This window comes from Rhodococcus sp. 05-2256-B1 (genome assembly GCF_002258465.1).
In the GTDB taxonomy this organism is placed as follows: domain Bacteria; phylum Actinomycetota; class Actinomycetes; order Mycobacteriales; family Mycobacteriaceae; genus Rhodococcoides; species Rhodococcoides fascians.
Map to the genome: position 1 here is coordinate 175,782 of NZ_NOZA01000021.1, position 25,802 is coordinate 201,583.

Sequence of the window (25,802 nt, forward strand, 5' to 3'; positions counted from 1 at the left end):
ATTGATGTAATACGCTGATCTCATCAGCCCACCACCTCGAGGACGATCCATGAGCGTCGAAGCGAACACCCGGAAGATCGAGAAGAGTGTCGTCACCGATTTCAGTGACCGCATGAGCTACGGGTCCTACCTCGACCTCGATACGCTGCTCAGCGCTCAGAAACCGGTGAGCACCCCCGAGCATCACGACGAACTGCTGTTCATCATCCAGCACCAGACTACCGAGCTGTGGCTCAAGCTGGTGCTGCACGAGACCCTCGCCGCGCGCGCAGCTTTCGATGCCGACGACATCGGTACCGCACTCAAATGCGTGGCCCGGGTGAAGCACATTCAGAAGACGCTGACCGAGCAGTGGTCGGTACTGGCCACTCTGACGCCGACGGAGTACTCGCAGTTCCGCGACTTTCTCGGGAACTCCTCGGGGTTCCAGTCGTATCAATACCGGGCCGTGGAGTTCGTGCTGGGAAACAAGAATGCGGGAATGCTGAAAGTCTTCGAGTCCGATCTGGCTGCGCATGAGCTGCTTTCGACGCTGCTGCACGAGCCCAGCCTGTACGACGCCTTCTGGCGGTCGTTGGCGCGGCAGGGTTACGACGTACCGGCATCGGCCCTCGACCGTGACGTCACCACGGCGTACACGGTCAACGAGGACTTGATGCCGCTGATCAAGTTCGTCTACGAGAACCACACCGAACATTGGGCGGTGTACGAGGCATTCGAAGAGCTCGTCGACTTGGAGGAAAACTTCCAGCTCTGGCGATTCCGCCACATGCGCACGGTGCTGCGCACCATCGGAATGAAGAGCGGGACGGGAGGGTCGAGCGGCGTCGGGTTCTTACAGAAAGCACTCGAACTCACGTTCTTCCCCGAATTGCTCGCTGTGAGAACGGAGATCGGTCGATGATGGAACGCGCAGTTGAACTCGATAACACGGATCCGCTCCGCAGCTATCGCGACAAGTTCCTCGGTAGCGACGACCCGTCGATCACCGCATATCTCGACGGCAATTCCCTGGGTCGGCCCACCAAAGCCAGCGTCGAACGCATCAACACCTTCATGACCGACGCCTGGGGCGGACGCCTCATCCGCGGCTGGGATGAGCAGTGGTTCGACCTCCCCGTCACCATCGGCGACGCCCTGGCCGACGCCACCCTCGGGGCAGCGCCCGGCCAGACCGCGATCGGTGATTCGACGACGGTACTGCTGTACAAGCTGGCGCGGGCGGCGATCGCCATGCGGCCGGGCCGCACCGAGATCGTCATCGACCGCGACAACTTCCCGACCGACCGATACCTGCTCGAAGGTATTGCGGCAGAGATGAATATGACGCTGCGGTGGATCGAGACGGACCGCCGCGGAGGCATCGAACCGGAACAACTCGCCGAGGTGGTGGGGGAGAACACCGCCCTGGTGGTGATCACCCACGTCGCCTACCGGTCAGGCTTCCTTGTCGACGTGGCCGAGGCGACGCGTATCACGCACGAAGCCGGCGCACTGATGCTGTTGGACGTGTGCCATTCCGTCGGTTCGGTGCCGCTCGAATTCGATTCGTGGGGAGTCGATCTGGCAGTCGGGTGCACCTACAAGTACCTCAACGGAGGTCCGGGATCGCCGGCCTTCGCGTACGTGCGCAGTGATCTTCTGGCCGACTTCGTGCAGCCGATCTGGGGGTGGATGGGCCGGGCCGATCCGTTCGAGATGGCGCAGGGTTACGTTCCGGCACAGGGTATTCGACGTGTCATCAGTGGTACGCCGTCGGTGTTCGGGATGATCGCGATGCAGGACACCATCGAGATGATCGCCGAGGTGGGCATGGACGCGATCCGTGCGAAGTCCGTTGCGCTCACCGAATACGCCCTCGAACTCGTGCGTGAGATGCTGGTACCGCTCGGGGTGGAGATCGCCTCACCCGAGGATTCGAATCGGCGCGGTGGTCACGTCACCATCGACCACCCAGATTTCAAGGCCATCACTGCTCGGCTGTGGGAGCAGGGTGTCATCCCGGATTACCGCGCACCACAGGGTATTCGGCTGGGGCTGAGCCCGCTGAGTACCTCGTATCGCGAGGTGTACCTGGGTATTGTGGCGATTCGTGACGAACTCCGCGCCTAGCACCGCCGGGGCCATCCTCGACGACTTCGAGTCGCGTCCAGGTAGTGCGACGTCGTTGGTGCGCACGGTGCTCGGTGCCTACGTTCGCCCTCTCGGCGGGTGGTTCGCCATCGCCGATTTCGTCGTCTGGATGGACACGCTGGGAGTGCCACCGGAAAGCGCGCGCATTGCGGTGACGAGGTTGAAGAAGAAGGGCGTCGTCGAATCCGCTAATCGTGAGGGCCGCACCGGCTATCGGATCACCGAGCAGGCCGACGCCATGTTCGCTCGGGGAGACGGCCGGATCTTCGGCTTCCGGCGGATGGCCGACGGCGATCCATTTCGGTTGATCTCGTTCACCATTCCCGAGACGCAACGCGCGGCTCGGCACCAGCTGAGGCGTCGGCTCACGTCGATAGGTTGTGGGACCGTCTCACCGGGATTGTGGATCGCGCCCGAATATCTGGCGGCGGAGGCCGTTGCCATCGTCGACGCGTTGGAGTTGTCGCAGTACGTCACGACGTTCGTCGCGTCCGAGGTCGCGCCTCCCGGGACGCTGCGTGAGAGTGCCGAGCAGTGGTGGGATCTGGCCGGAATTGCCAATCGGCATCGGGCATTTCTCGACGCTTTCGACGGCGGGTCGCCGGCTCGGAACTCCCGCGACGCGTTTGTCACGTTCGTGCCGTTGCTCGACGAATGGCGCGTCATTCCCTACGTCGACCCGGGTCTTCCGCCGTGTATGACACCGGAAGGCTGGCCGGGCACCCGGGCCGTCGCCACGTTCGAGACGGCCCGGGAGCGCTACTTCGATCTGAGTATGGAATGGGTCGCGTTCTAGCGATCCTGGTACGACGGCTCGCGCTTCTTGATGTACGAGATGACGCGGTACGTGATGGGCATGACGATGACCTCGGCAAGCGTCTTCCACAAGAATCCGACGATGACGTAGTTGATGAAGTCGGTCCACGTGGTGATGCCGATGACTCCGGCGGCGATGGAGCAGAAGATCAGCGTGTCGAAGAATTCGCCGACGATGGTCGAGCCGATCAGTCGCGCCCAGAGGTGCTTTTCCTTGGTGCGTTCCTTGATCTTGACCAGCACGACGGAGTTGAGGAGCTGCCCGACGGTGTAACCGGCGAGACCGGCGAGGACCAGCCGGGGCACGACGCCGACGACGCTTTCGAGCGCGGCCTGGTTCTCGTAGAACGAGGCGGCGGGGAGTTCGATGGCGATCCAGAAGCACACGGACGTGAGCAGCAGGGAGCCGAAGCCGAGGTAGATCGCGCGGCGCGTGGCTTTGAAGCCGTAGACCTCGCTGAGCACGTCGCCGAGGATGTAGGCGAGGGGGAACAGAAAGAATGCGCCGTCGGTATTGATCGGCAGAATTTGGAACGGTCCGAGCATGACGTCGGACGAGGCGAAGAAGGCGACACCTTTGCTGGCGGCCACATTCGAGATCAGCAGCGTCGCGACGAACAACGCGACGATGGTGGGGTAGTAGCCCCGGCTGATGTGAGCGAACGTGGCCTGCCCAGACTCGGTGCCGCCGTCAGGGGCGGTGTGTTGGGTAGTAGTCACCTGACAATCCAAGCACCGAGACGACGATGGGCGCGAATCCCGGGGTGGGGGATTCGCGCCCATCGAGGCGGATTACAGGTCAGGCGACGTTGCCACGCACAGTGACGCGGTAGGCGTAGGTACCGGCGATGATCGTGATCGGAATGCTCGCCAGCAGGCCGATGCCGAGGAGGAGACCGCCGACGATGTTGATGCCGACCAGGGCGAGTGCGAGCACGAAAAGGGTCCCACCGTTCGAGGCAATCGCCTGAGCGCTCGCCTTGATAGCGGGGATTGGCTCGTCGCCGCGGTCGATGACGAACTGGAAGGTCCACCACGTGAAGAACGTGATGACGATGCCGGGGATGATCAGCAGGACGAAGCCGATGCTGGTTGCAATGCCGACGAGGATGCCGGCGATGATGACGGCGGCAACATTGCCGAACTGGAAGAAGGACCCGAACGCGGGCTTGACCCCGTCCACCTCGTGCAGAGCGCCGCGAACGAGTGCCGCCTGGATCAGGAGTGAGACGACACCGATGATGACGCTGAAGATCAAGCTGAAGACGATGTTGTTGGAGCTCAACACGTAGTTCAGTACGACCTGGATGACCGCGGCGATCAGGACGATGCCGACCCAGACGAGTGCGTTCTGCTTGAACTTCTCGAATCCGTAGCCGATGGCTGTTCCCACGGATAGCTGCGTCGCCATCGGCGAGTTACCGAAGGACGGAGGCGGCGGGTAGTTGCCCTGTGGTGGCGGTGGGTAGCCACCGGGTGGCGGGTAGCCACCTTGCTGGGGATAGTCGCCGGGAGGAGGCGGGTAGTTCCCGGGCGGCGGGTAGTTGCCCTGCGCGGGTGGTGGGTAGTTGCCGGGTGGTGGGTAGCCGCCGCCCTGCGGCGGGGGATAACCACCGGGGTTCTGTGGATCCTTGTCGGGGTCGTAGCCGCCTGAGGTCATGGTGTCCTTCTCCCTCGGGATAAGTTTGTCGCGGTCACTGTACGTCCGATTCGTCCTCGAGTCGGGTTCTGTCGCGTTGCAACGTGATCTCGATCGGTCCGTGGTCAGACGATCGAGGGGTCGAACACCCATGGTTCGCGCGGCACCAGCCTCGGCTTCCACCGCTCGAGCAGTTCCTCGGCGTTCTTGACGTCCGGCATGCCGAGGGATGCTGTGATGAGCGCCCATGCATCGGGTCGTTCGCGCAGCGTCACCGCGCCGTCCCGTTTGGCCAGACGCTTGCCTTCGACGTTCAGAGCGAGGGGCACGTGGACGAACGTCGCGGGGGTCAGGCCGAGAAGCTGAGCGAGATATCCCTGCCGTGGCGCGGAGGTGAGAAGGTCGTCGCCGCGCACGATCTGGTCGACGCCTTGCGCGCCATCGTCGACGACGACGGCGAGGTTGTAGGCGGGTACACCGTCGGAGCGGCGAAGGACGAAGTCGTCCACCTGGCCCCGGAACAAGCCGTGCAGCTGGTCGACGACGGTGAATTCGGTTACCTGCGAACGCAATCGAATGGCCGGTGGGCGGTCCTTCGCTGCTCGCTGGTCTGCGGTCAGATTTCGACAGGTTCCGGGATAGGCGCCGTCCGGTGCATGCGGAGCCGATGCGGCTTGCAGGATTTCCCGACGCGTGCAGAAGCATTCGTACGTCAGCCCGGCGGCGGTGAGCGTGCGAATGGTGGCGTCGTAGATTTCCCGACGCTCGGATTGCCGCATGATCGGCCCGTCCCAGTCGAGTCCGATGGCTGCAAGGTCCTCGAGTTGACGTTGCTCGGAGCCGGGCTTCACGCGATCTAGGTCTTCGACGCGCATCACGAAACGCCGTTCGGTGGAGCGGGCGAAGAGCCAGGCCAGCAGTCCTGTGCGGAGATTGCCGAGATGGAGATCGCCGGAGGGACTGGGAGCGAAGCGTCCGGCGGGCATGGGAACAGCTTAGTTTCAGGGTGTTCATAACTGACCGACCGATATCGGTATTGGGTATCGCAGCGAATTTCGGCCGCGAAGACTTCGGTAGGTGCGGGGCGGCAGTGGCTGACGGGCCCAGGTCGGCTGGGTTGGACCCATTGTCGCGTCCTGCCGGATCCGCGCTTCTTTCGGTGGCCTTGTTTGGGTAGGGCGTCGTCTTCGGCGTCGACCGATTGGTTTGTGCCGGTTGCTTTTTGTCTGCCCCGGATCACGTAGCGGTACACGTATGCAGTGTCGCAACCTTGACAACCGTGACCGAGCGTCAGATGATGCGGAAGTCGATCGACAACGACAATCATGTTCAACAATGGAAGAAGGTATGCGTAATGTCCAACTTCACCGCAACCGATATCGCCGGCGCTCCCACGACGAGCGCACTGCAGGGTCCGACCACGAACTCGATCGTGCACAATCCGTTCGCCTTCGAGGAGATCGAGTCGTCGGCTGCGCAGAGCGCCCCGCAGAGCCCGACCACCAATTCGATCGTGCACAATCCGTTCGCCTTCGAGGGCTGACACACGTTCGTGGACAACTGAACTGACACCGAACTACTCACGCCTGTGATCGCGGGCCCACTCTGACGGAGCTTGTCATGCCAAGTATTGCCGCCGGGCATCATCTGTATCCGGCTGTCGACGGCACCTGGTTGTGCTCGAGACCGGGAGATCGCTTCGTTCGCCTCAGCGGGCCACCTCATGTGGTGAAACTCCTGCAGGAGTCGGCTCACATGGGGAGGGAAATCGATATCGACTCGCTCGGCGACGATGCCGACCTGACTCGGCAGCTCATCGCACTACTGGATGAGCGCGGCATTCTTGCGGAGGAGTCGACAGCTTCATCTGTATCGACGGCGTCGTCTGTTCTCGTCGACGGAGACACTCCGATCGCCGAGGCGGTGGCTTCTCTGCTCGAGGACTGCGGCGATGTGACGGTGGGGATTGCAGACGAGGGCTCGGTGTCGACGGCGGACGTCGTGGTCAGCTGCGCTACATGGCTGCCCGACGCCCGCTGGTCGCAATTGCAGAACTGGTGCACTGCCCACCGAACGGCATGGCACCGCTGCCACGCCGAAGGCGAACGCTTCTTCATCGGTCCGCTGTGGTCACCGGCATCGAACAATGCCGACTACCACGACGTCCGGGGTCGCCGTCTCGCCGCGTCCGGTGTCGCCGACCAACTCCTCGATCATTGGCGCTACCTCGACGATCCCCACTCGATCCTGCCTCCCGTTCGGTGGCCCCACCGCAGCGGTATCGCCGTCGTCGCCGGTGTCATCGCCGCCGAGGTGCGCGCATACCTCGCAACGGGCGACACTGCGATCGGCTCGGTGCAACTCGACGTCGACCCGGCATCGGCGCACATCGTTCATCATCCCGTTCTGCCCATCCCGTTTCGGCGCGGCACCGCTACGCTGTGACGAACAGTCCACGCTCGCAGCACAACCTGCGCGTGCCGAACGGCGACGGAACGTGTTGCGTCGCAGACATCTACCTTCCCGAGCCAGGATGTTTCCCGGCCACCGCTGTCATCACACGCACGATGTACGGACGATCGCACCACCGCTCCGAAGGCCTCGGCTGGGCGCGCAACGGCTTCGCCTACATCGTCGCCGACGTACGCGGACGGTACGACTCCGACGGAACTTTCACCCCCTACCGCTCGGAACGAGACGACGGCGCAGCACTGGTCGACTTCGTATGCGGTCAACCATGGTCGAACGGCGGCGTCGTCGCATACGGCGGCTCTTACTCCGCCTACACCGCATGGGCGATGGCCGTAGAACGCCCGATCGCGGTCCGGGCGGTGGTGAGCCTGTGTCCCTCGATGGAACTCGCTCGCACCAAATTCGACCCGTCCGGCATTCTGCGCCTGTACGAGCACCTGGGGTGGTGGCTGCAGCACGGCGACGCCCGGGTGAGCCGAACGGACATGCCGGGCAATGCTTTACCCGACCTCGAGTCGTATCTCGCACTTCCGGTCAAGCAGCTACCCGACACCACCGGGGTGCACCTCCCGACGTGGGGCGGGGTGCTCGATCGAGGCCCGGACCATCTCGACGACCAACGCATCACCGACAACGAACTGGCCGAATTGACGGTGCCTTCGTTTCACGTCGGAGGGTGGTACGACCTGGTGACCGAGACGTCGATCGCCCATTTCTACCTTGTCGGTTCCAACGTCGAACCCCGCCCGGCCCGGCGGCTGATGATCGGGCCGTGGACCCACAAGCTGTTCGTCGATCCTTCCGGCCGCCACGGCCCGGTCGCGTCGATCGAGTGGGGGAAGATATGCGTGCAGTGGCTGCATTCGGTCCTCGGCCACCGCGCCGCCGAATCCAAATCGGCGTCCGTGTCGATCTTTCACCGGGGGGTCGATACGTGGATCGACAACGAGACACGTGAAGAACCGGAATCGTCGATCCTGCTGTACGCACACGAACTTCGCCGTCTCGAAACCGCGCCCCAGTCCGGCTCGGCAGCACTGTCTTTCGAGTACAACCCCGCCGACCCGTACCCCACCATCCCCACCCACCACGACCGCAGCGCTGTCGTCCGCAGTGACTTCGTCGATTTCACGACCGGCCCGCTGGCAGCCGACCTGCACATCGACGGCATCCCAGAAGCACACCTGACCGCATCGACCACAGCACCGGAAGCCGACTGGATCGTGCGGCTGCTCCACCGCAGCGCCGGCGGTTCGCTGCACCAAATCGGCTACGGCGTCGCGGTGACCGGTGCCAGCGCCGACGCCGTGCGCGTTCCTCTCTCTCGCACGGCTGTACATCTCGAACGCGGGTCGGAGCTGATCCTGCACATCACCGGCAGCGACTTCCCCGCCCTCACGCGCAACTTGAACAGCGGCAACCGCTACACCGGCACGACAATCGAGAAGGCAACGCAAACAGTGTATGTCGGTGCCGCCCGTACCCTCGTCCGTCTCCCTATCCGACAGGAAAAGCAGTGAGCGTTCACGGATCGAGCCTTCATGGATCCCGGCTCGGCGTCCTCACCGGTGTGGGTCCGCTCGAACGAGATGTCGAGCTGCCCAGTGCGTGGGTGGGCTATCGCGCCCATGTCGCATGCATGGATCGGGTCGTCGACTGGGTCACCGACCCGATCGGCTTCGGTGCCTCGTTCGGAGATCACGGAGTGGCACGTGGTGCCGCGATCGGGGAAGCCGTCGAACGGTATTGCGGCAATGCTGTTCCCCCGCATCTCGACCGTGCGAGCTACCGCGAACTGCGCGCCCGCGGAATCGACGCGCTCGATCCCGGCACCTTCGCGTTGTACTCACCCGAGCAATACGCAAGCCGTGGTTTCCCGTTCGTACCGTTCACGGCCGATACCCCTGTCGAATGGGTCGAAGGCGTTGACATGCACGACGGCCGGGCCGTACGAGCCCCGGCAGGATCGGTCTATCTCAACTACATTCGTGGCTCCCGCACGTCGGAGCCGCCGCTGCACTCGTTGATGTACTCCGGTATTGCCACCGGTACGAGCCGGCAGCGGGCCGAGCAATCCGCCATCGAGGAGCTGCTCGAGCGCGATGCCACAACGATCTGGTGGGCCAGCGGTACCGACGCTCACCGACTCGACGACGGGGGACGGGTCATAGGCCAGATGGGCTGCCCCGCCGAAGGATTCGACCTCGACGTGACTTTGATTCACATCCCGTCGCAATTCGGTGTGCCCGTCGTCGGGGCACTGGTCCGCGACCGTGCCCGCGAACTCGTCGCCTTCGGCAGCGCCTGCCGCGCCACCCCGCATGCCGCTGCGACGAAAGCGCTCGTCGAAGCGCTGGGATCGATGCAACTCTCCCGTCAACTTGCCGACCCGGACAGCGAGACCTGGCAGTCCGTCCGTACCGGCGCGATGCCAGACCACGTCTTCCTTCCGTACCGCGAGGATCGCAACTACCTCGACGCGGCCGGAAAGAACTTCCGCAACCTGGTCGACCTCCCCGCCGTCGCACAGCTCTACCAGGACCGGCGCATGCAGGCCGGCACCGCGCTCCTTCGCCTCGAACCTCGCGACCTGGTCGCGATGGACGAGATCCCCGCGGTCACGGGCTCGGTGCGGGAAACCTACCTCGCCGCACTCGCACGCCACGGCATCGACGCGGTCGTCGTCGATCTCACCACCGACGACATCGCGCAATCCGGTCTGACGGTGGTTCGAGTGCTGACACCCCAACTGGTCGGCAACGGCCCGCCGGCATTCCCGCTCCACGGGTCACCGCGTCTACTCGAGTTACCCACCGCTCTCGGGTGGAACGCGCACCCGCGCAACAGCTCTGACCTGGTCAGAGTCCCCCTACCGCTTGCCTAGTATTGCTTGCCCTGTGACCGACTGCAACGAGAAGGAAGACATGTACGACGCGTTGGTCGACCCCCGGTTCGGAGTTCTCACCCGACTGGACCCCCGCTGCATTCCCGAGCACTTTCCCTCCTCCTTCGCCCTGACCCATTCCCGTATCAGCGACATCAGCCGATTCAGCGACTGGCCGGCGGACAATTCCGGGGCCGGCTACGGCTTCGGCTCCCCGGACCGCGTGCTGGGCGCAGCAATCGGCGAAGGCGTCGAACGGTACTGCGGCAACCTCGTTCCGGACGGCCTCCGCCGCGGCAGCTACCTCTCTCTGACCGCCGAGGGTGTCGACGCTCTCGACCCCGCCACGGTGTGCCTGTACTCCGCCGAACAGCATGCGGCACCGCGCTTCCCTGCGTCCGAGTTCACCGGAAGCCTCGACGTCGAATGGATCGACGGCACCGACCTCTCGACCGGGAGCTCGGTGTGGGTGCCGGCGTCACTGGTGTGGCCCTCGTACTTCGGATCGCACACACGCCCGGTGGGCGAGGACCGCCCGCTGACGAACCCGATCGTCCAGGCAGGTCTCGCCGCGGGCCCCAGCAGTGAATTCGCCTGCTGGGGCGCACTATGCGAAATACTCGAACGTGATGCGATGACACTGTCCTGGTACGGCGGACAAGGCGTTCACGAAGTGTCCGTACCGACGTGGCTACGCCAGTTCGCGAGGGGGCCACAGCGGCGACTCGACACTCGTTTCTATTCGTTCACCACCGAATTCGGCATTCCGGTACTCGGGTCTTTGGTGCATGACCGCTCGACGGGATTTCTGACGCTTGGGATGGGTGTGGGAACAGACGCGGTGCGCGCTGCGGAAAAGGCATACGCCGAAGCCCTGCAACTCCAACTGTTCGTCTCCGAATACGACGACCCGACCTCGGCTTATATGCAGGCCGCGCAGTCACCGACCAGCCCGCTCAAACCCTGGCGCGCGGACCGCGCCTACGGAATGTCCTATCGAAGCGATCGGCGCGATCTGGTCGACTACGTCTGCCACCTCCAGATACACCTCGATCCCGAAGTGCAAGAACAGTTCCGTCGTGAACTTGCCGCCGCCACACTCGGATCGGTCGACCTGTCGGACCTCGACACGGCCGACGCCGCACCGACAACCGACCGAATCGCGGCATTGGTCAAGGTCTTGAACAGCGCTGGGCACCGTGTCGTCGAAGTCGATGTCACCACCGCGGACGTGAGAGCGGCCGGACTACACGTAGTTCGGGTCGTTGCCGCCGGGCTGTATTCGAGCTCGCCGATCGGCCTTCCGTTCCTCGGCGGGAGCCGTATGCCTGCTGCTGTCGCCGCCGCAGCCGCCGCGGGCACCACGCTGCCGACTACGCCACTCCCACACTGAGACCAACTCCTACACCGACGATTCTTCCAGCCCGGTGATGCGCGGTGGCCCAACAGCCACCAGCATCGTCACTATCGCAGCAGCATCGAGTCCGAGCACCGATTCCGCCGCCGGATCGGAAAAACCCGAGACTGCGCAGCACGCCATGCCCATCGCTGTGGCGGTCAAATACAGATTCTGGACCCCGATGCCGGCATCGACGTGCACCGTGCGGTAGTGGCGCGGTGGGTATTTGGCCAGCGCGACATCCAGCCTTGCAGTCAGAGCGAGGCTCGCCGCCGGCAACGCCGCGAACTCGCTCTGGGCGTACAGCTCGGCCAGTGCAACGGCAGGGTCCACCGCGGACACGAGCTGCAAAGAGTGATCGGTCATGTCGTATCGGTAGATTCCCGGCCGGATGCCGGCGATGCGGGTTGCGAACAGGAACGTGTCGCGGGTGCGGAGGCCGCCTGCGGTCGGTGCCACGCTCAGCGGGTATTCGCGGTCGCCGTAGGCCTCGATCCGGCGTCCGAGTCCGAGCGCGGTGCCGAGCAGGGTTCCGACCGAATCCACGCTCAGTTCGCCACTCGGGTCGAAGTCGTACCGCGAACGCCGGGCGTGGACCAGCGCTGTGAACGGCGAGTCGAGTGTGCGTGGCTTCGGGAGGTGAATCGAGGCACCGTTTCGATTCATGGGTCTCTGAGTCGGCGCAGGATCGACTGCGCCGTTGAGCCGATCGTGAATCTCTCTGAGAGAGGCGATCTCCGTGCGCATCAGGGTCGGCTCCTTCACCAGTACGCACAGCCCGAGGTGTCGTCTCCGCACTGCGTTCGCTACAGTATCGACACTGATTGTCATTAACAACTAGCTGTCGGGATGTAGACCTGATGAAACGATCGCCGGCCACTGCGATGCGCAGCACGGGCGCACCGCCCTTCGCCTCGCCCCAACGCTTTCGCGTGTTGCTGGCGATCTCGGGCTTCGCCATCGTGGTCATCGCGGTGGCGTCGGTCAGTATCGGCGCTGTCACCATCGGACTCGGCGACATCTGGGGTTCGGTCGCCCAACACCTCGGCATGGCGGGCACGCACACCTCGACACCGGTCAACGATCAGATCGTCTGGCAGGTCCGCGTCCCGCGCACAATTCTCGCCATCGTCGTCGGCGCGGGTCTGGCGATAGCGGGCGTGGTCATCCAAGTCGTTGTACGTAACCCGTTGGGCGACCCCTACCTGATCGGGATCGTGCCGGGCGCGAGCCTGGGCGCAGTAATCGTCATCGTCTTCGGCGCCGGGGTACTCGGCGGCGTATCGCTGTCCGCGGCTGCCTTCATCGGCGGCCTCCTGGCGTTCGCGCTGGTGTTCGTCCTCGCCCGCCGCGGAGGGCAATGGCCACCGACCCGGCTCGTGCTGGCAGGGGTCGCCGTCGGGTACCTCGTCTCCTCGTTCACGTTCTTCTTTCAAACCATCGCCACTCCCAATCAATCTCAGCGCGTGCTGTTCTGGAGTCTCGGTTCGATCGCCGGAGCATCGTGGGCGAGCCTGCTGCTGCCCGCGGTCGTCATTGCGGCGGCCACGACGTGGCTGATGTGGAACAGTGCCCGCTTGAACGCCCTGGCTTCCGGCACCGACCTCGGCTACTCCCTCGGCATCGACGTCGCGCGATTCCAAATGACGCTGATGGTGGTGGTGTCGGTCCTGACCGGCGTCATCGTTGCCGAAGTAGGCGGTATCGGGTTCGTCGGCCTGGTCATCCCGCACATAGCGCGACTGCTCGTCGGCGCCGATCACCGCCGCGTCGTCGTCACCGCAACACTGCTCGGCGCATGCTTCCTACCGCTCTCGGACATCGCCGCCCGCGTGCTCCGCGCCCCCGCCGAACTTCCGATCGGGGTGGTCACCTCGGCCATCGGCGCTCCGTTCTTCCTGTACCTGCTGGTCTCCTCCGGGCGGACGGCGAGGGCTCGATGAAACTCGACGCACAGGGTGTCGCCGTCGCCATCGACGGTGTCAAGATTCTCACCGACGGGGTCATACACGCCGAATCAGGCTCGGTTGTAGGACTTCTCGGACCGAACGGCAGCGGAAAGTCGACGCTGCTGCGCACGCTCTACCGGGCCCTCATACCCTCAGGCGGAACGATCGTACTGGGCGAGGACGACCTTCGCCTCCTCAGCGCTCGTGAATCAGCGACCAGGACTGCGGTTGTCCTGCAGGACGATTCACCGGAATTCGAGTTCACCGCACGGGAGATCATCGAACTCGGACGCATCCCGCACAACACCGGTCTGCGACGCTTCGGCGCGGTCGATGTCGCCGCAGTGGACGCCGCCGTGATGGCCGCCGGGATCGCGCACCTCGTCGACCGTCAGATCTCGACCCTGTCCGGTGGCGAGCGGCAACGCGTCTTCGTAGCTCGGGCCCTCGCGCAACAAGCTCCGATACTGATCCTCGACGAACCCACCAACCACCTCGACATCTCGGCGCAGCTCGACCTCCTCGAACTGCTCACCGCAACCGAAGCCACGGTCGTTGTCGCACTACACGACATCGACCTCGCTGCCGCCTACTGCGACAGCCTGTTCGTCATGAAATCCGGTGCCCTCGTCGCCCACGGAACTCCCACCGACGTCTTGACAACGGACATGCTTCGCGAGGTCTACGGCGTCGACTCGGTCATCGCCGTCAACCCGATCACCGGCCGACCCTGCGTCCATTTCGGACCCGCCACCTCGCACCGCCCATCCACCGCGAGCTGCACCGCTACTCAACCCAATTTCGACACCCGCACCGAAAGCAGCCAACCATGAAGATCGCCGTACGAACCGGAACTTGCTTCGCCGCAACCATTCTCGTGCTGTCCGCCTGCTCGAGCGGACAGGCCGAACCCACTGCCGCAGGCACCGAGACCGACAGCGGCACCTCGGCATACCCGGTGACCGTGGCCAGTTGCGGGGTCGACTACACCTACGACGCCCCACCCGAGCGGGTACTCCTCGGAGCTCCGGGAGTCATCGCCACGCTCGATGCACTCGGCGTCGCCGACAGCGCGATCGGATACACCAACGGCAGTTACGCATTCGACGGACTCGACCGATTCTCGGGCCTGACCTCCAACACCGACGACTATGCACCCTCACGCGAATTCCTTATCGGGGCCTCACCGGATCTGTTCCTGTCCAACGACCAAGGGCAACTCGGCGGCCAAGGATCGGCGAGCTCCGATGACCTGACCGCTGCAGGCGGCAACCTCTACGTCCTCGGCGAATACTGCCAGAACACGCCCGCGCCCACGACAATCGACGCGGTCTACACCGACGTGGACAACCTCGGCACCATCTACGGCGTCCCGGACAAAGCAGCAGAGGTCGTGACCTCGCTGCGCGATCGCGTCACCGCAGCACGAGCGAAGAACACCGACAGTGCGCCGCTGTCGGCAGCGGTTGTCCAGAGCTTCGACGGCAAGCTCTACGCCTTGAGTGGGTCTTACTACAGCGCAGTGGTCGACGCACTCGGCATGACCAACGAATTCGCCGACATCGCCGGCAATTTCGCCGAAATCACCCCCGAGGCAGCCTTGAGCGCTGCACCCGACGTCGTCCTGGTGCAATACGCCGGATCGGAAGCGGACGCCGCGGCCGCCGTGACAGACATATCGGCTCTGCTCGCGAACTCACCAGCGGTGCGGAACTCCCGGGTGTACCCGCAGAACGAAGCCGACTTCCAGGCTGCCGGAGTCCGCATCGTCGACGCCATCGAGAACACCGCGGACAACGTGTTCGGCAAGTGAGCTCGACGAACGCTCGGACGTCGCTGGGGGCCGCGTTCCGGCTGATGGTGCTCGCGCGCACCGTCGCCTGGTTCGGAACTGCCGTCGCGTTGGTAGCCTTCCCGCTCGTCATCTACCGCACCACCGGAAGTGCCGCAGCCACTGCGCTTCTCACCGCTGTCGAATCGGTACCGTACCTGGTGTTCGGGCTGTTCGCCGGTGCCGTTGCCGACCGCTGGCGGCGTCGCCCGACGATGGTCGTCACCGCGCTCGCCGCATGCGCTGCAACGGCATCCATACCGGCGGCGCATTGGATGGCGACTCTGTCGACGGCACACGTGTTCGTTGCAGCGTTCGTCAGCGCCGCCGCTATGGTGTTCTTCGACGCCGCCGGCTTCGGTTTGCTGCCCTCACTGGTGCCACGCGCTCGACTGGCCGACGCCGTCGGGCGGCAAACTGCGATGGCAACGGTCATCACTATGGCCGGGCCCGCACTGGGTGGTGTGCTTGTTGCCGCATCCTCGCCGTTCGCCGCGCTGGCCCTCAACGCGGCCACGTTCGCAGTGACCGCGATCCTGCTTCTGTGGGTACGTGAACCCACATCCGCGCCGCGGACGGAACAACCCCACTTGTGGCGCGATATCGGCAATGGGGTGCGCTTCATCTACGGTCACCCACTTGTCCGCCTGCTCACCCTGATCGGGACCGGCAACAGTGTGGCCGGCGGCATCATGACCGGCCTCCTCGTCGTCACCGCCGTCGAGCGGTACGGTGTCGACGAGGACGGCGGCGAGCTGGGTCTGTTCTTCGCAGCCCTCGGCGTTGGAACCCTGATCTCGACAGCATTACTGCCGCGCCTGTCCCGAAAGTTCACGGCTGGGACGATCGCCATCGCCGGTTTGCTCGTACAAGCAGGCGCGATCAGCGTGTGGATTCTGGTCACCGTACCGGTGCTGGGAGTGTGCGCGTTGGTCGTCTTCCAAGCAGCAGCATCGACGGTGATCATCAACGGCATCACCGTCCGCCACCTGGTGACCCCGGACGAACTTCAGGGCCGCGTCAACACCACGGCCCGCATGCTGGCGTGGGGCGGACAACCCATCGGTGCCGGCCTCGCCGGAGCCCTCGTGGGTCCGATCGGCCTGCCCGCAACGCTGTCGCTGGCAGTCGGCGTCATTGCGGCCAACGCCCTGTTCGCGTACCTGTCCTCGCTACGAGCCGTCAGCTCACAACTCCACTCGAACAGCCGTTGAGGACCGGACAGGCAGAAAGACGGCTGTGAGAACGGTCGGACCTCGGCTGCAAGCCCTGACGACCGACATCGAAGACCCGGCCTGCGACACGTCGGATCGAACACCACAAGGGTAGCTATTTCACGTTAAGGCGACCGGTACGCCCGATCTGCCGACCATCTCAGCGGTATGGGGACTTCGGCCGGCTCCGGAGTGCGAGAACTGCGAACAGCCACATCTTCGACCTCAACCCGTGACAAACCTCGCCCCACCCGGAATCTGCAATCCCACGGCGTCCCCGACCCGCACAGCAGATCCCGCCGCCAGCTCCACCTTCAGCACTGTCGATCCCACCGTCACATCGGCGATGCTGCGAAATCCGGTAGGCCTCGAGGCAGAAACAACCCCACGAATCCCGTTGTCATTCAATGTGATCAACTCATGTCGAAGCAGTAGCACGGCACGCCCAGCCGGCAAAGAAACTCCTTCGACCTCCAGCTCCCCGAGCACGGAGCGATGCACCCCAACCCCGTCCCACTGCCCCTCGATTTCGTTCATCCCACCCATCAGTCGCGACACTGCGAGCGTGCTCGGACGCGTGTAGGCCGTTGCGATATCGGAGTGATGCTCCAGTCGGCCGTCGATGAGTACTGCGACCGAATCGGCCAGCACCGCCGCTTCTTGTTGATCGTGGGTGACGAGCAGCAGGGTCTGATCCAACGTCGAACGCAATTCGCGCACCAGGTCGTGCATTTCGGTGCGCAACACCGGGTCGAGCGCACTGAAGGGCTCGTCCAGCAACAACACTCGCGGTGAACCGGCGAGTGAGCGCGCCAACGCCACCCGCTGGGCCTGCCCACCCGATACCTCGGACACCGCACGATCTCCAATGTCGCCCAGATGCACCAGGTCGAGGTACTCCCGGGCCCGCTCGCGCGACCGCTTGCGACTCTCCCCGGCAGCGCGGTAGGCGAAGCCGATGTTGTCGAGAACCGACATGTGCGGGAACAACATCGGACGTTGAAACACCATCCCGACGCCGCGGTTCTCGGCCGCAACGCCGTTCACCTCGCGGCCGTCGATGCGCACCGTGCCGGCAGTGGGTGAATCCAGTCCCGCGATGATCCGCAGTGCCGTGCTCTTGCCCGAACCCGACGGCCCCAGAATCGCCGTGCAGGATCCTGGCGGCACGGTGAGATCCAACGAATCCAGAGCCGCAACCGATTGACCGGCATGCACTTTCGTGAGTTCGTGAACGGACAGTTCGACGCTCATCGTGCACTCCTACGACGCAACCGGGCCAGCATGAGCACCAGCAACAGCGGCGGCACCACGGCGGCGACCGACAATGCAGCCACCACCGAATCGTTACCGGTGCCGGCAGCGAAGGAGGCGACGAGAATGGGCACAGTGACCAGTCTGCCGCCACCGATCAACAACGTGATCACGTAGTCGCTCCACGCGACGAGGAACGCGAGCAACGCCGCACCCGCCAACGCCGGAGCCAACAGCGGAATGCGAATACGCCGCAGCACCATGGCATTCGACGCACCGAGAGTGCGTGCCTCCTCCTCGTAGCCGATGTCGTACGCGCCGAACGCCACTCGCATCAGATACGTCGTGTACGGAATGGCCGCGACGGTCAGCAACGCGATCACTGCCACCGTGCTCGGAATGCGCGAGCGCAGCACCAGAACATCGAGCCCCAATGCCACGGCGAACGGGGGCAGGGCCAGCGGAGCGAAGAGAACCCCGGCCACGAAAGCGGGGAAACGCACGGAACCGTTCACCAGTGCGCGAGCGGCCAACGCGCCCAATGGTGTTGCGATGGCGGCGACGGCGAGAGCGAGGAGGGTAGACCGCACGAACGCATCGACACCACCGGCGTCGAGGGCGCTGCGGACGCCGTCGAATCCCCATTCCTGGGGAACCGATCCGGGAAACGACCAGCGATTGCTGATGGCCCACAAGACAACCGGAATCAGCGGCAACAGGAACCACAGGACCAGAACGGACCTGCCGACAGCGGGAAGAATCCTGTTCACTTCCACCCTGTTCATTTCCACGCTGCCGATCTGCGCAGATAGTGCAGCGCCACCGCGGCTACGGCCACCGTCAGAGCGGTGGCGACCGTCGCCGCAGCAGCTGCCTGCGGACGCGTCTGAAGATCGATCGAGGTGAACAGTCGAATGGCCATCACCGACAACGGCTCCGGATACGGGCGACCCAGAATGCGGGCTACCTCGTACGAGCCGACCGTGTAGGCGAACGCGATGGCCGCCGATGCGATCAGCGCGGGCCGAGCCAACGGCAGCGTGACCAAACGGAGCCGAGCCCACCGTCCGGCACCCAAGGTCGCGGCCGTCTCGTCGAATGCCGCTACTCGGGTGGCGAGCGTCCCGGCCACGACGACGGCTACGAAAGCCGATTCCTTCCAGGCGTATTCGGCGACAACGGCGATCCACCACCTCCCACCGACCAACTCCGGCCAGCCGCCGTCGGTCATGCCGAGAATGCGCGGCAGCATCCCCGAATCCGCCAGCAACAACGCCATCGCCGCCGCGCCGATCAGGTGCGGCACCGTGACCGTCACCCCAGCAGCGACCAACGCGGCGCGTCCACCCGACAACGCCGTCAGCGCCGCGGCAAGCCCGATCACCGTGGCCAACGCCGTCGAGACGATGGCGATCGACAGCGTCAGCACCACCGAGCGCCAGAGGTCGCCGCCCAGAGCGGAGTACGCGTCGACCGATAGTTCGGGGGTTCCGACCAACGGCATCAGACCCAGGCTCTGCAGCACCACGGTTCCCAGGCCGCCGCCGACGACGAGAACGACCAAGACGACGGCGGGGAGGACCGCCGCTGTGCCGCGAAAGCTCCTCGTGGACGCGCTCACTGACCGGCGAGCACGCTTCGACGCCAACCCTCGTCGACCGGCGAGACCCAGTCGGCTGACAGTTCTGGATGCGCGTTGGCCGACAGCTCTTCGTAGGACGGCAGAACCGTCGAACTCGGCAACGCCTCGAACCTGGCGCGGGCGTCATCGGGCAATCGGTCGATATCGAGCACGGTGAACTGGCCCCACACTTCCGGAGTCGCCTTTGCAAGTTGTTGCTCGGGCGACAACGCGAGATTGGCAACCACCTGCGCCGCGGCCGACTTCCCCGACGTCGACGGAATGGCAAGAAAACTCGCATTCCCGACGGTTCCCTCGTCGAGAGTCAGGACGCGGGTCTCCGGTGGGAAGGTGCCGTCGGCGACGAGTTTCGGGAGGGTCGCGGGGCCGTACGTCATGGTCATGTCGACCTGGCCACCGGCGTAGAGGGCGTCGAGCTCGGAGGAGGACTGCGGATACGTCGTTCCCTCGCGCCACAGTGACGGGGCGAGCTCGTTCAATCGATCGAACAATGCCGGGGCGAGTCGGTCGTAGGAGTCCTGATCGAACTGAGCGGGAACCTCGTCGACACCGCCGGAGGCGTTGATCAAGGCTTCACGCACGAACACCGAACCGGTGAAGTCCGGGGGAGCGGGGTAGGTGAAGCGGCCCGGGTTCGCCCGCGCCCAGTCGAGCACGCCGTCGAATGTCGTCGGCGGATCGGGGATGGCTGCTGCGTTGTAGACCAGGGTGAATTGAGCTTTGTGCCAGGGTGATTCACAGTTCTCGACCGGGGTGCCGAAGTCGTCGCGCAACAGCGGATCCTCGGGATCGGTCAGTTCCATGTTCGGCAGATTCTGCGTCCACCCGCACAGCCACGCGCCGGCCTGCTTACCGGTGCCGAAGTTCGCGCCGTTGACCCACACCAGGTCCACCTCGCCGTCGGTGACCCCGGCCTGCCGCTCGGACAGGATGCGATTGACGGCATCGGTCGTCGATTCCACCGGCACGCGACGCAATGTGACGCCCTCCGCGGCGGCCGCGGGGGTGAGCACGTCGTCGACGTAGGCATTGCCCTGCTCGTCGCCGCCGTACATCCACAGCGAGACGGTCTGTCCTTGCGCCTGCTCCTGGATCTCGCTCCAGGACAGGTCGTCGGCGCGCGGAGCCTCCGATGATGGTGCTGCGCATGCGGTGAGCAGCAACCCTGCGCTCGCCGCAATCGCCACTGCGCACCGTACTGAACGAATCACCCGGGGGCCTCCAGATCAACCGAAGCAGCCGTCGTCGACGCTGCCCTCACCACCGTAATCGGTCGAATGCGACAACCGCTGAACACGCGGGCAGACCGGCCGTGTGCACAATGGATCGTGAACCGTCGGACGAGAGGCACACACCGTGACGCAGGACCGCCCGACGCGTAGTCGCCGCGGCACGACCCTGAAATTGCTCGCGGCTGCCGTGATCGTCATCGCTGTGGTGATCGTGCTGAGCACCGTCGATCTTCCCGATCCGTCGTTCATCCGCGATCGCGTGGTGTCGGCCGGGCCCTGGGGCATCGCGTTGTTCGTCGTGCTCTATGCCGTCCTGTCGGCTACCCCGTTCCCCGCCAGCACGTTGACCATCGCGTCGGGACTGCTGTTCGGGTTGGCGGTGGGCGCGACCGTCGTGGTGTTCGCCGCCACCGCGGGGGCATATCTCGGGTACTGGGGAGCGCGGGCGCTTGGCCGTGGACAGGTGGCCCGCACCGAATGGGACAGGCTCCGCCGGCTCGACGCCATGCTCGGACGACGAGGATTGCTGTCAGTACTGCTCGTGCGACTGGTGCCGCTGCCGTTCTCCCTGGTCAACTACGCGGCCGGAGTCAGTGCCGTAGGGCAACGTGACTACGTGGTGGGCACCATGATCGGGATCGTGCCCGCGACCGTCGCCTACACCGCGCTCGGTGCCTACGGAACGTCGCCGCTGTCGTGGCCGTTCGCCATCGCACTGCTCGCGGTCCTGGCGATCGCGGCCGGCTCGGCCCTGTTGGCACGCCGTCTGGGACTCACCGGTGCAGCCGAATGATCGACAGCTTTCTGCGCCGACACCTCGAAGGCCCACTCGATCGTTGTGCACGCGCGCTCGACCGTCCCTCGATCACGCCCGACCGGATCACCGCGGCGGGACTCGTTCTGGGCCTGGGTAGTGCACTGGCCGCCGGCCTGCAATTCTGGTTGCTCGCTTTGGCATTGTGGATCGTCTCCCGCATCGCCGACGGGCTGGACGGGCCTCTCGCGCGTAGGCGTTCCACTACGGGCGGTGCCGGCGGATTCTTCGACATCACCGCCGATTTTGTGGTCTACGGAACGACTGTGGTGGGCGTCGCGATCGGTGCCTCAGCCGCGTACGACGCCCCCTGGTGGCCGTTCCTGCTGGTTTTGTTGGCGTACTACATCAACGGCACCGCGTTTCTTGCGTTCTCCTCCATTGCCGAGCACACCGGTCGCACCATCGACGACGGTCGATCGCTGTCGTTCCTCGGCGGCTTGGCCGAGGGTGCCGAAACCATTGCGGTGCACAGTCTCTGGCTACTGTTGCCGGGAATCTCGTGGCAGATCGCGGTGGTCTGGGCAGCGGTGGTCGCGGTGAGCTCCGGTCAGCGGATCATCGCCGGGTATCGCGCGCTCTCCTGATCCACGTGCCGCGCACCTTCGCCAGTGCGGCCGTTGCTCGGGAAATTACCGGAGAACCCAACTGCGCCTTCACGTCTGCGATCGCCGCATTCCACGGCCCGTCGTTGTACGTCGGATACGGATGCGTGGCCCCGGCGAGGTCGCGAGTACGCAAACCCTGCTCGATGGCGATGATCAGCTCCCCGATCGTCTCGCCCGCTCGCGGACCCACCACGCAGGCTCCGACGATACGTCGCTTGGCGTCGAGCACGAGCGTCGTCGATCCGTTCGTTGCACTCTCGGTGACGGCGCGATCGACGTGTTGGTGCTCGAGTGTCTGCAGCCGCAACCCACGCTGACGCGCAGTCCGTACATCGATTCCGGCCGAGGCGATCTCGGGATCGGTGAACGTCACCCGCGGAGTCCCCGTCGTACTCACCTTTCGGTTCAGGCCGAGCACGGCGTTGCTCGCCGCCAGGCTGCCATGCACGCCCGCTGTGTGCGTGAACTGCGGATGACCGGTGAGATCACCCGCGGCCCAGATGCGGGGATTGGTGGTCCGCAGATTCGCGTCGACATGCACGAATCCGCTGTCGCCCACTTCCACACCGGCCGTGCCCAACCCGAGTGACGCGGTCCGCGGAGTCCGTCCGGTGGCGATCAGTACTCGATCGAATTGGATCTCGACACCTGCGTCGGTCACGGCCGAGCCGTTCTCGATGCGCACGACGGCGGTGGAGGTCAGGACGCGCACGCCCTCGTCGGTCAGGGCCTGCGTCAGTATCGACGAGGCCTCAGGGTGCTCGCGGGGAAGGATCGTCGCTGACCGTCCGACAAGGGTGACGTCGGATCCGAGACGCGAGAATGCTTGCGCCATTTCGCAACCCACCGATCCGGCTCCGACGATGAGCAGCCGCTCGGGCAGGGTCGTCAGATCCCATAGAGTGTCGCTGGTCAGGTAGTCGACGCTATCGATACCGTCGATCGCCGGCACTGTGGGATGCGCGCCGGTGGTCACGATCGCCTGACCGAAATGCAGCATCCGCGTGCCGACATTCACCGTGTTCGGACCGGTGAACACGGCGTCACCGCTGATGACGTCGACCCCGGCCGCAGTGAGTGCCTCCGGTGAATCGATCGGCGCGATCTCGGCGATCGACCCGTGCACGTGCTGCATGACCCGCGCAAAATCTACGCGCGGCGGCTCGGTGTCGATGCCGAACCGGGACGCGGATCGAACCGTCTGTGCCACCGAGGCCGCCGCGAGCAGGGCCTTCGACGGCACGCATCCGGTCCACAGGCAGTCGCCGCCGGTGCGGTCCCGTTCGATCAACACGACGCGAACGCCGAAGCCCGCCGCGGTCTTCGCCGCCACGATGCCGGCGGTACCGCCGCCCACCACGACCACGTCGGCGCGGCTCTCGGGCACACTCGAAGACGAACGACGAATTCCCATACCTCCCACTATGCCCGCGCCTTGGAGAGACCCGAGATGAGACGACCGACCAAGTACACCTTCTCGGCGCGCCTGTACGACGTGATCTCCGCCGAATGGCCGGTGTATCGCGCGGGCCGGGAGGCGGCGTTCGAGCTGCTGAATCTGCCTGCGGGGAGCCATGTTCTGGACCTCGGCTGCGGGACGGGGCTGAACTTCGCCGGGTTGCAGCGGATGATCGGCCCGACCGGATCGATCACCGGAATCGACGCCAGCCCGCAGATGCTCGAACAGGCGCGACTTCGAGCTGCCCGCGCGGGGTGGATGAATGTCACATTGATCCCCGCCGACGCCACCGCCCTGACGTCCGCCGATCTGGGGAAGCAGACCCCGTTCGATGCGGCGTTGAGCACCTACGCGCTGTCATTGATGACGCCATGGCAGGCGGCGCTCGAATCGATGACCTCGGCTACGCGAGTGGGCGGCGTCGTGGCCGTCGTCGACATGCAGCGGCCCGTCGGACGAGCCGCAGCGTGGACGCCGCTCGCGAAGCTTGCGTGTCGACTCGGAGGGGCGGACATCGAGGCGCATCCATGGACGGCGATGACGCCACTGCTGCGGGATCTTTCGGCCCGCGCTGTCCGCGGAGGCCATATCCAGATTCGCGTCGGGACTGTCAACTCTGGCTCGGCAGAGCCGAGTTCATGAACGGTGGCGTCGAACGGCTCCTCGTCGCGCGAGGTCTGCCTCGTCGAACGGCGATCGAGTCAATTCGTGCGGCCATACCACCAGTGTCCGCGCATCGGGTGCATCGTCACCCGGATATCCGATCGAGCCACTCGGCCAACAACTGCCGCTCCGAATTACTCAGTACGTCGATGTCGGAAATCGAGGCTCGCAAGGCAATCGCTGCACCGTGCGCAGAGCTTTCGGGATACCGAGGTGTGTCGACGACGATGTGGCGCATGACTGCATCGAACAGCTCGTCGGCGAGTCCGACGTCTCGGCGATCGTGCTGTGTGCCGAGGATGGTCAGGACAGCACCCGTACCCGCGGCATGAATGAGCTCCACCGCGCGCTGCTCGGTGACCCGAAGTCGGCCGGCGCGGGCTATCCGGCGAATCCGTGCCGCGAGAACGGCTTCTCCTTCCCGGACCGCGGGAGAATCGGGCACTCGAGCAGGGTCGCTGAGCAGAGCGAACAAGGTTGGGTTGGCGATCCCGAACTCGATCTGTGCGCGCCATCCGGTTCTCAGATCCTCCACGGGGTCACAGTTCTCGGCGAGCTCATTGTCTGCGATCTCGGACTTCGTGGACACATAGGTGGCCATGACATGTTCGGCCACGGCGTCGAGCAGACCATTCTTATCCCCGAACAATCGGTAGATGGCCGGTGCCTGAACCCCGGCCGACTCGGCGACGCCGCGAGTGGTCACCGCCCCAGGGCCGTTTTCTTGCAGAAGCCGAGCTGCGGCATCGACGATTCGTCGACGGGTGCTGTCTCTGGTGCTCGTCGACGAATCCTTCACGTATCGACGATAACGCACTGTTGCTATCGTTGTGTTTCCGGTGTTACCTTCTATTTGATTCCATTGATAACTGGAGGTTGTCATGATTGTCATCACCGGAGCTACCGGGGCATTGAACGGTGCCACCGTCGACCATCTACTCGACCACGTTCGCCCCTCGGAGATCGCCGTCGCGGTTCGCGATGTGGCTCGGGCGCAGCGCTTTGCGGATCGTGGCGTGCAGGTGCGTCGAGGCGATTATGACGATTCGGACTCGCTGACGACGGCGTTCGACGGGGCAGACCAGGTGTTGCTCGTCTCGTCCAGCGATCCCGGGGCCGACGCGACAGCGTTGCATCGCAACGCGATCGACGCGGCGGTCGCCGCCGGTGCCGGGCGCATTCTCTATACGAGTCACCAGGGCGCGGGGCTCGACAGTCCGTTCAAGCCTGCGCGCGATCATGCTGCGACCGAGCAGATGTTGGCCGACAGCGGTGTGGCGTGGACGTCGTTACGCAACGGCTTCTACGCACACAGCCTCGATTTCGTCATGGGCGATTGGCGCGAGACCGGCGTTGTATCCATACCCGTGGACGGCCCTGTTTCGTGGACCGACAGAGCGGATTCGGCGGAAGCTGCCGCCGCGATACTCACGTCGGATGGCGCATACGAGGGCCCCACGGTGTTGACGGCCCGCGATGCTCCGACAATGACCGAGGTAGCGGCCATCGCGTCGACAGTCGTGGGTCGAAAGATCGAGGTATCGATCGTGGGTGAGGAGCAGTGGGTCGCCGATCGCGTGGCTGCAGGTGCGAACGAGTTCATGGCTCGCTTCACCCTTGGCATCTTTCTCGCCGCCCACGACGGCCGATTCGCCGGTACCGACCCGCTGTTGGGCGAACTGCTCGGTCGCGAACCACGAACTACGCGTGACTTTCTCGTGTCGAGTGAACGCGCGACGTGACATAGCCGTGCCCGCCGCCGTTGCCTTCAGTTTATCGCTGAGTTGGGGGCT

At 64.8% G+C, this 25,802-nt stretch carries 26 protein-coding genes; 16 read left to right on the forward strand and 10 right to left on the reverse strand.

Annotation, left to right across the window (positions count from 1 at the left end):
• Positions 1-49 precede the first annotated feature (49 nt).
• The 3 genes from CH285_RS11895 to CH285_RS11905 are packed head-to-tail and all read left to right on the forward strand — an operon-like array spanning position 50 to position 2,929.
• The gene (locus tag CH285_RS11895) at positions 50-904 is read left to right on the forward strand and encodes a tryptophan 2,3-dioxygenase (protein ID WP_027494590.1); all 855 of its coding nucleotides are present in this window, start codon (positions 50-52) and stop codon (positions 902-904) included.
• Positions 904-2,112: a kynureninase gene (locus tag CH285_RS11900; protein WP_094644206.1), complete on the forward strand. Its 1,209-nt coding sequence runs from the start codon at positions 904-906 to the stop codon at positions 2,110-2,112. Before CH285_RS11895 ends, CH285_RS11900 begins: the two co-directional genes overlap by 1 nt.
• Positions 2,093-2,929, forward strand: a complete 837-nt coding sequence (locus CH285_RS11905; protein ID WP_057472531.1) for a PaaX family transcriptional regulator — start codon at positions 2,093-2,095, stop codon at positions 2,927-2,929. Before CH285_RS11900 ends, CH285_RS11905 begins: the two co-directional genes overlap by 20 nt.
• Here the strand turns inward: CH285_RS11905 and CH285_RS11910 are convergent.
• The 3 genes from CH285_RS11910 to gluQRS all read right to left on the reverse strand — a co-directional run bounded on the left by CH285_RS11910 (position 2,926) and on the right by gluQRS (position 5,574).
• Positions 2,926-3,669: a queuosine precursor transporter gene (locus CH285_RS11910; protein ID WP_032384124.1), complete on the reverse strand. Its 744-nt coding sequence runs from the start codon at positions 3,667-3,669 to the stop codon at positions 2,926-2,928. The genes CH285_RS11905 and CH285_RS11910 overlap by 4 nt on opposite strands.
• A gap of 79 nt (positions 3,670-3,748) precedes the next feature.
• Positions 3,749-4,609, reverse strand: a complete 861-nt coding sequence (locus CH285_RS11915; protein WP_082519162.1) for a hypothetical protein — start codon at positions 4,607-4,609, stop codon at positions 3,749-3,751.
• Between the two features lie 104 nt (positions 4,610-4,713).
• Complete coding sequence (gluQRS, locus tag CH285_RS11920) at positions 4,714-5,574, reverse strand: tRNA glutamyl-Q(34) synthetase GluQRS (protein WP_094644207.1); 861 nt, start codon at positions 5,572-5,574, stop codon at positions 4,714-4,716.
• Positions 5,575-5,867: 293 nt separating this feature from the next.
• On the opposite strand from gluQRS, the gene CH285_RS11925 reads away from it, so the two are divergent.
• The 5 genes from CH285_RS11925 to CH285_RS11940 all read left to right on the forward strand — a co-directional run bounded on the left by CH285_RS11925 (position 5,868) and on the right by CH285_RS11940 (position 11,337).
• Positions 5,868-6,131 (forward strand): streptamidine-related RiPP repeat protein, encoded by a 264-nt coding sequence (locus CH285_RS11925; RefSeq protein WP_094660322.1) that lies wholly within the window; start codon positions 5,868-5,870, stop codon positions 6,129-6,131.
• 77 nt (positions 6,132-6,208) lie between these two features.
• Complete coding sequence (locus CH285_RS27910) at positions 6,209-7,033, forward strand: hypothetical protein (RefSeq protein ID WP_176458577.1); 825 nt, start codon at positions 6,209-6,211, stop codon at positions 7,031-7,033.
• Positions 7,030-8,580, forward strand: coding sequence for a CocE/NonD family hydrolase (locus tag CH285_RS11930; RefSeq protein ID WP_176458576.1), 1,551 nt, complete (start codon positions 7,030-7,032; stop codon positions 8,578-8,580). Before CH285_RS27910 ends, CH285_RS11930 begins: the two co-directional genes overlap by 4 nt.
• A complete protein-coding gene (locus CH285_RS11935) occupies positions 8,577-9,944 on the forward strand; it encodes a YcaO-like family protein (RefSeq protein WP_094644210.1) in 1,368 nt (455 codons plus the stop codon). Before CH285_RS11930 ends, CH285_RS11935 begins: the two co-directional genes overlap by 4 nt.
• 13 nt (positions 9,945-9,957) lie before the next feature.
• Positions 9,958-11,337, forward strand: coding sequence for a YcaO-like family protein (locus CH285_RS11940; protein WP_255032443.1), 1,380 nt, complete (start codon positions 9,958-9,960; stop codon positions 11,335-11,337).
• 9 nt (positions 11,338-11,346) lie between these two features.
• Here the strand turns inward: CH285_RS11940 and CH285_RS11945 are convergent, their stop codons facing one another.
• Entirely contained in the window at positions 11,347-12,090 is a 744-nt protein-coding gene (locus tag CH285_RS11945; RefSeq protein ID WP_176458575.1) for a SagB family peptide dehydrogenase, read from the reverse strand.
• 113 nt (positions 12,091-12,203) lie between these two features.
• Between CH285_RS11945 and CH285_RS11950 the strand changes: the two genes are divergently transcribed.
• The 4 genes from CH285_RS11950 to CH285_RS11965 are packed head-to-tail and all read left to right on the forward strand — an operon-like array spanning position 12,204 to position 16,337.
• Positions 12,204-13,286: a FecCD family ABC transporter permease gene (locus tag CH285_RS11950; RefSeq protein WP_217900691.1), complete on the forward strand. Its 1,083-nt coding sequence runs from the start codon at positions 12,204-12,206 to the stop codon at positions 13,284-13,286.
• The gene (locus tag CH285_RS11955; protein ID WP_094644213.1) at positions 13,283-14,125 is read left to right on the forward strand and encodes an ABC transporter ATP-binding protein; all 843 of its coding nucleotides are present in this window, start codon (positions 13,283-13,285) and stop codon (positions 14,123-14,125) included. Before CH285_RS11950 ends, CH285_RS11955 begins: the two co-directional genes overlap by 4 nt.
• On the forward strand, positions 14,122-15,105 hold the full coding sequence (locus CH285_RS11960) for an ABC transporter substrate-binding protein (protein ID WP_094644214.1): 984 nt from the start codon (positions 14,122-14,124) through the stop codon (positions 15,103-15,105). The genes CH285_RS11955 and CH285_RS11960 overlap by 4 nt, the downstream gene beginning before the upstream one ends.
• Positions 15,102-16,337: an MFS transporter gene (locus tag CH285_RS11965; protein WP_094644215.1), complete on the forward strand. Its 1,236-nt coding sequence runs from the start codon at positions 15,102-15,104 to the stop codon at positions 16,335-16,337. The genes CH285_RS11960 and CH285_RS11965 overlap by 4 nt, the downstream gene beginning before the upstream one ends.
• 225 nt (positions 16,338-16,562) lie before the next feature.
• Here the strand turns inward: CH285_RS11965 and CH285_RS11970 are convergent, their stop codons facing one another.
• The 4 genes from CH285_RS11970 to CH285_RS11985 are packed head-to-tail and all read right to left on the reverse strand — an operon-like array spanning position 16,563 to position 20,420.
• Positions 16,563-17,591: an ABC transporter ATP-binding protein gene (locus CH285_RS11970; protein ID WP_094644216.1), complete on the reverse strand. Its 1,029-nt coding sequence runs from the start codon at positions 17,589-17,591 to the stop codon at positions 16,563-16,565.
• Entirely contained in the window at positions 17,588-18,361 is a 774-nt protein-coding gene (locus CH285_RS11975) for an ABC transporter permease (RefSeq protein WP_255032442.1), read from the reverse strand. The genes CH285_RS11970 and CH285_RS11975 overlap by 4 nt, the downstream gene beginning before the upstream one ends.
• Positions 18,362-18,372: 11 nt before the next feature.
• Entirely contained in the window at positions 18,373-19,212 is an 840-nt protein-coding gene (locus tag CH285_RS11980) for an ABC transporter permease (protein WP_027494578.1), read from the reverse strand.
• The gene (locus CH285_RS11985) at positions 19,209-20,420 is read right to left on the reverse strand and encodes an ABC transporter substrate-binding protein (RefSeq protein WP_027494577.1); all 1,212 of its coding nucleotides are present in this window, start codon (positions 20,418-20,420) and stop codon (positions 19,209-19,211) included. The genes CH285_RS11980 and CH285_RS11985 overlap by 4 nt, the downstream gene beginning before the upstream one ends.
• Before the next feature lie 169 nt (positions 20,421-20,589).
• Here CH285_RS11985 and CH285_RS11990 point away from each other — a divergent pair, with 169 nt between their 5' ends.
• Both CH285_RS11990 and CH285_RS11995 read left to right on the forward strand, forming a co-directional pair.
• Positions 20,590-21,258: a TVP38/TMEM64 family protein gene (locus CH285_RS11990; RefSeq protein WP_237606117.1), complete on the forward strand. Its 669-nt coding sequence runs from the start codon at positions 20,590-20,592 to the stop codon at positions 21,256-21,258.
• Positions 21,255-21,866: a CDP-alcohol phosphatidyltransferase family protein gene (locus CH285_RS11995; RefSeq protein ID WP_027494575.1), complete on the forward strand. Its 612-nt coding sequence runs from the start codon at positions 21,255-21,257 to the stop codon at positions 21,864-21,866. The genes CH285_RS11990 and CH285_RS11995 overlap by 4 nt, the downstream gene beginning before the upstream one ends.
• Here CH285_RS11995 and CH285_RS12000 read toward each other — a convergent pair.
• On the reverse strand, positions 21,838-23,301 hold the full coding sequence (locus tag CH285_RS12000) for a dihydrolipoyl dehydrogenase family protein (RefSeq protein ID WP_094644218.1): 1,464 nt from the start codon (positions 23,299-23,301) through the stop codon (positions 21,838-21,840). The two genes, CH285_RS11995 and CH285_RS12000, sit on opposite strands and share 29 nt — an antisense overlap.
• A 36-nt stretch (positions 23,302-23,337) precedes the next feature.
• Between CH285_RS12000 and CH285_RS12005 the strand changes: the two genes are divergently transcribed.
• Positions 23,338-23,988, forward strand: coding sequence for a class I SAM-dependent methyltransferase (locus CH285_RS12005; protein WP_094644219.1), 651 nt, complete (start codon positions 23,338-23,340; stop codon positions 23,986-23,988).
• 106 nt (positions 23,989-24,094) lie between these two features.
• Here CH285_RS12005 and CH285_RS12010 read toward each other — a convergent pair whose 3' ends face one another.
• Positions 24,095-24,808 carry a TetR/AcrR family transcriptional regulator gene (locus CH285_RS12010; RefSeq protein ID WP_217900690.1) on the reverse strand — a complete coding sequence of 238 codons (714 nt, stop codon included), beginning with the start codon at positions 24,806-24,808 and terminating at the stop codon, positions 24,095-24,097.
• A gap of 82 nt (positions 24,809-24,890) precedes the next feature.
• On the opposite strand from CH285_RS12010, the gene CH285_RS12015 reads away from it, so the two are divergent.
• On the forward strand, positions 24,891-25,751 hold the full coding sequence (locus CH285_RS12015) for an NmrA family NAD(P)-binding protein (RefSeq protein WP_094644221.1): 861 nt from the start codon (positions 24,891-24,893) through the stop codon (positions 25,749-25,751).
• Positions 25,752-25,802: the final 51 nt, after the last annotated feature.

Excerpts from the sequence above, each read along its gene's own strand:
- CH285_RS11895 (WP_027494590.1), top strand. The coding sequence starts at position 50 with ATGAGCGTCGAAGCGAACACCCGGAAGATCGAGAAGAGTGTCGTCACC.
- CH285_RS11900 (WP_094644206.1), top strand. The coding sequence starts at position 904 with ATGGAACGCGCAGTTGAACTCGATAACACGGATCCGCTCCGCAGCTAT.
- CH285_RS11915 (WP_082519162.1), bottom strand. The coding sequence starts at position 4,609 with ATGACCTCAGGCGGCTACGACCCCGACAAGGATCCACAGAACCCCGGT.
- gluQRS (WP_094644207.1), bottom strand. The coding sequence starts at position 5,574 with ATGCCCGCCGGACGCTTCGCTCCCAGTCCCTCCGGCGATCTCCATCTC.
- CH285_RS27910 (WP_176458577.1), top strand. The coding sequence starts at position 6,209 with ATGCCAAGTATTGCCGCCGGGCATCATCTGTATCCGGCTGTCGACGGC.
- CH285_RS11945 (WP_176458575.1), bottom strand. The coding sequence starts at position 12,090 with ATGCGCACGGAGATCGCCTCTCTCAGAGAGATTCACGATCGGCTCAAC.
- CH285_RS11950 (WP_217900691.1), top strand. The coding sequence starts at position 12,204 with ATGAAACGATCGCCGGCCACTGCGATGCGCAGCACGGGCGCACCGCCC.
- CH285_RS11955 (WP_094644213.1), top strand. The coding sequence starts at position 13,283 with ATGAAACTCGACGCACAGGGTGTCGCCGTCGCCATCGACGGTGTCAAG.
- CH285_RS11960 (WP_094644214.1), top strand. The coding sequence starts at position 14,122 with ATGAAGATCGCCGTACGAACCGGAACTTGCTTCGCCGCAACCATTCTC.
- CH285_RS11970 (WP_094644216.1), bottom strand. The coding sequence starts at position 17,591 with ATGAGCGTCGAACTGTCCGTTCACGAACTCACGAAAGTGCATGCCGGT.
- CH285_RS11995 (WP_027494575.1), top strand. The coding sequence starts at position 21,255 with ATGATCGACAGCTTTCTGCGCCGACACCTCGAAGGCCCACTCGATCGT.
- CH285_RS12000 (WP_094644218.1), bottom strand. The coding sequence starts at position 23,301 with ATGGGAATTCGTCGTTCGTCTTCGAGTGTGCCCGAGAGCCGCGCCGAC.
- CH285_RS12005 (WP_094644219.1), top strand. The coding sequence starts at position 23,338 with ATGAGACGACCGACCAAGTACACCTTCTCGGCGCGCCTGTACGACGTG.
- CH285_RS12015 (WP_094644221.1), top strand. The coding sequence starts at position 24,891 with ATGATTGTCATCACCGGAGCTACCGGGGCATTGAACGGTGCCACCGTC.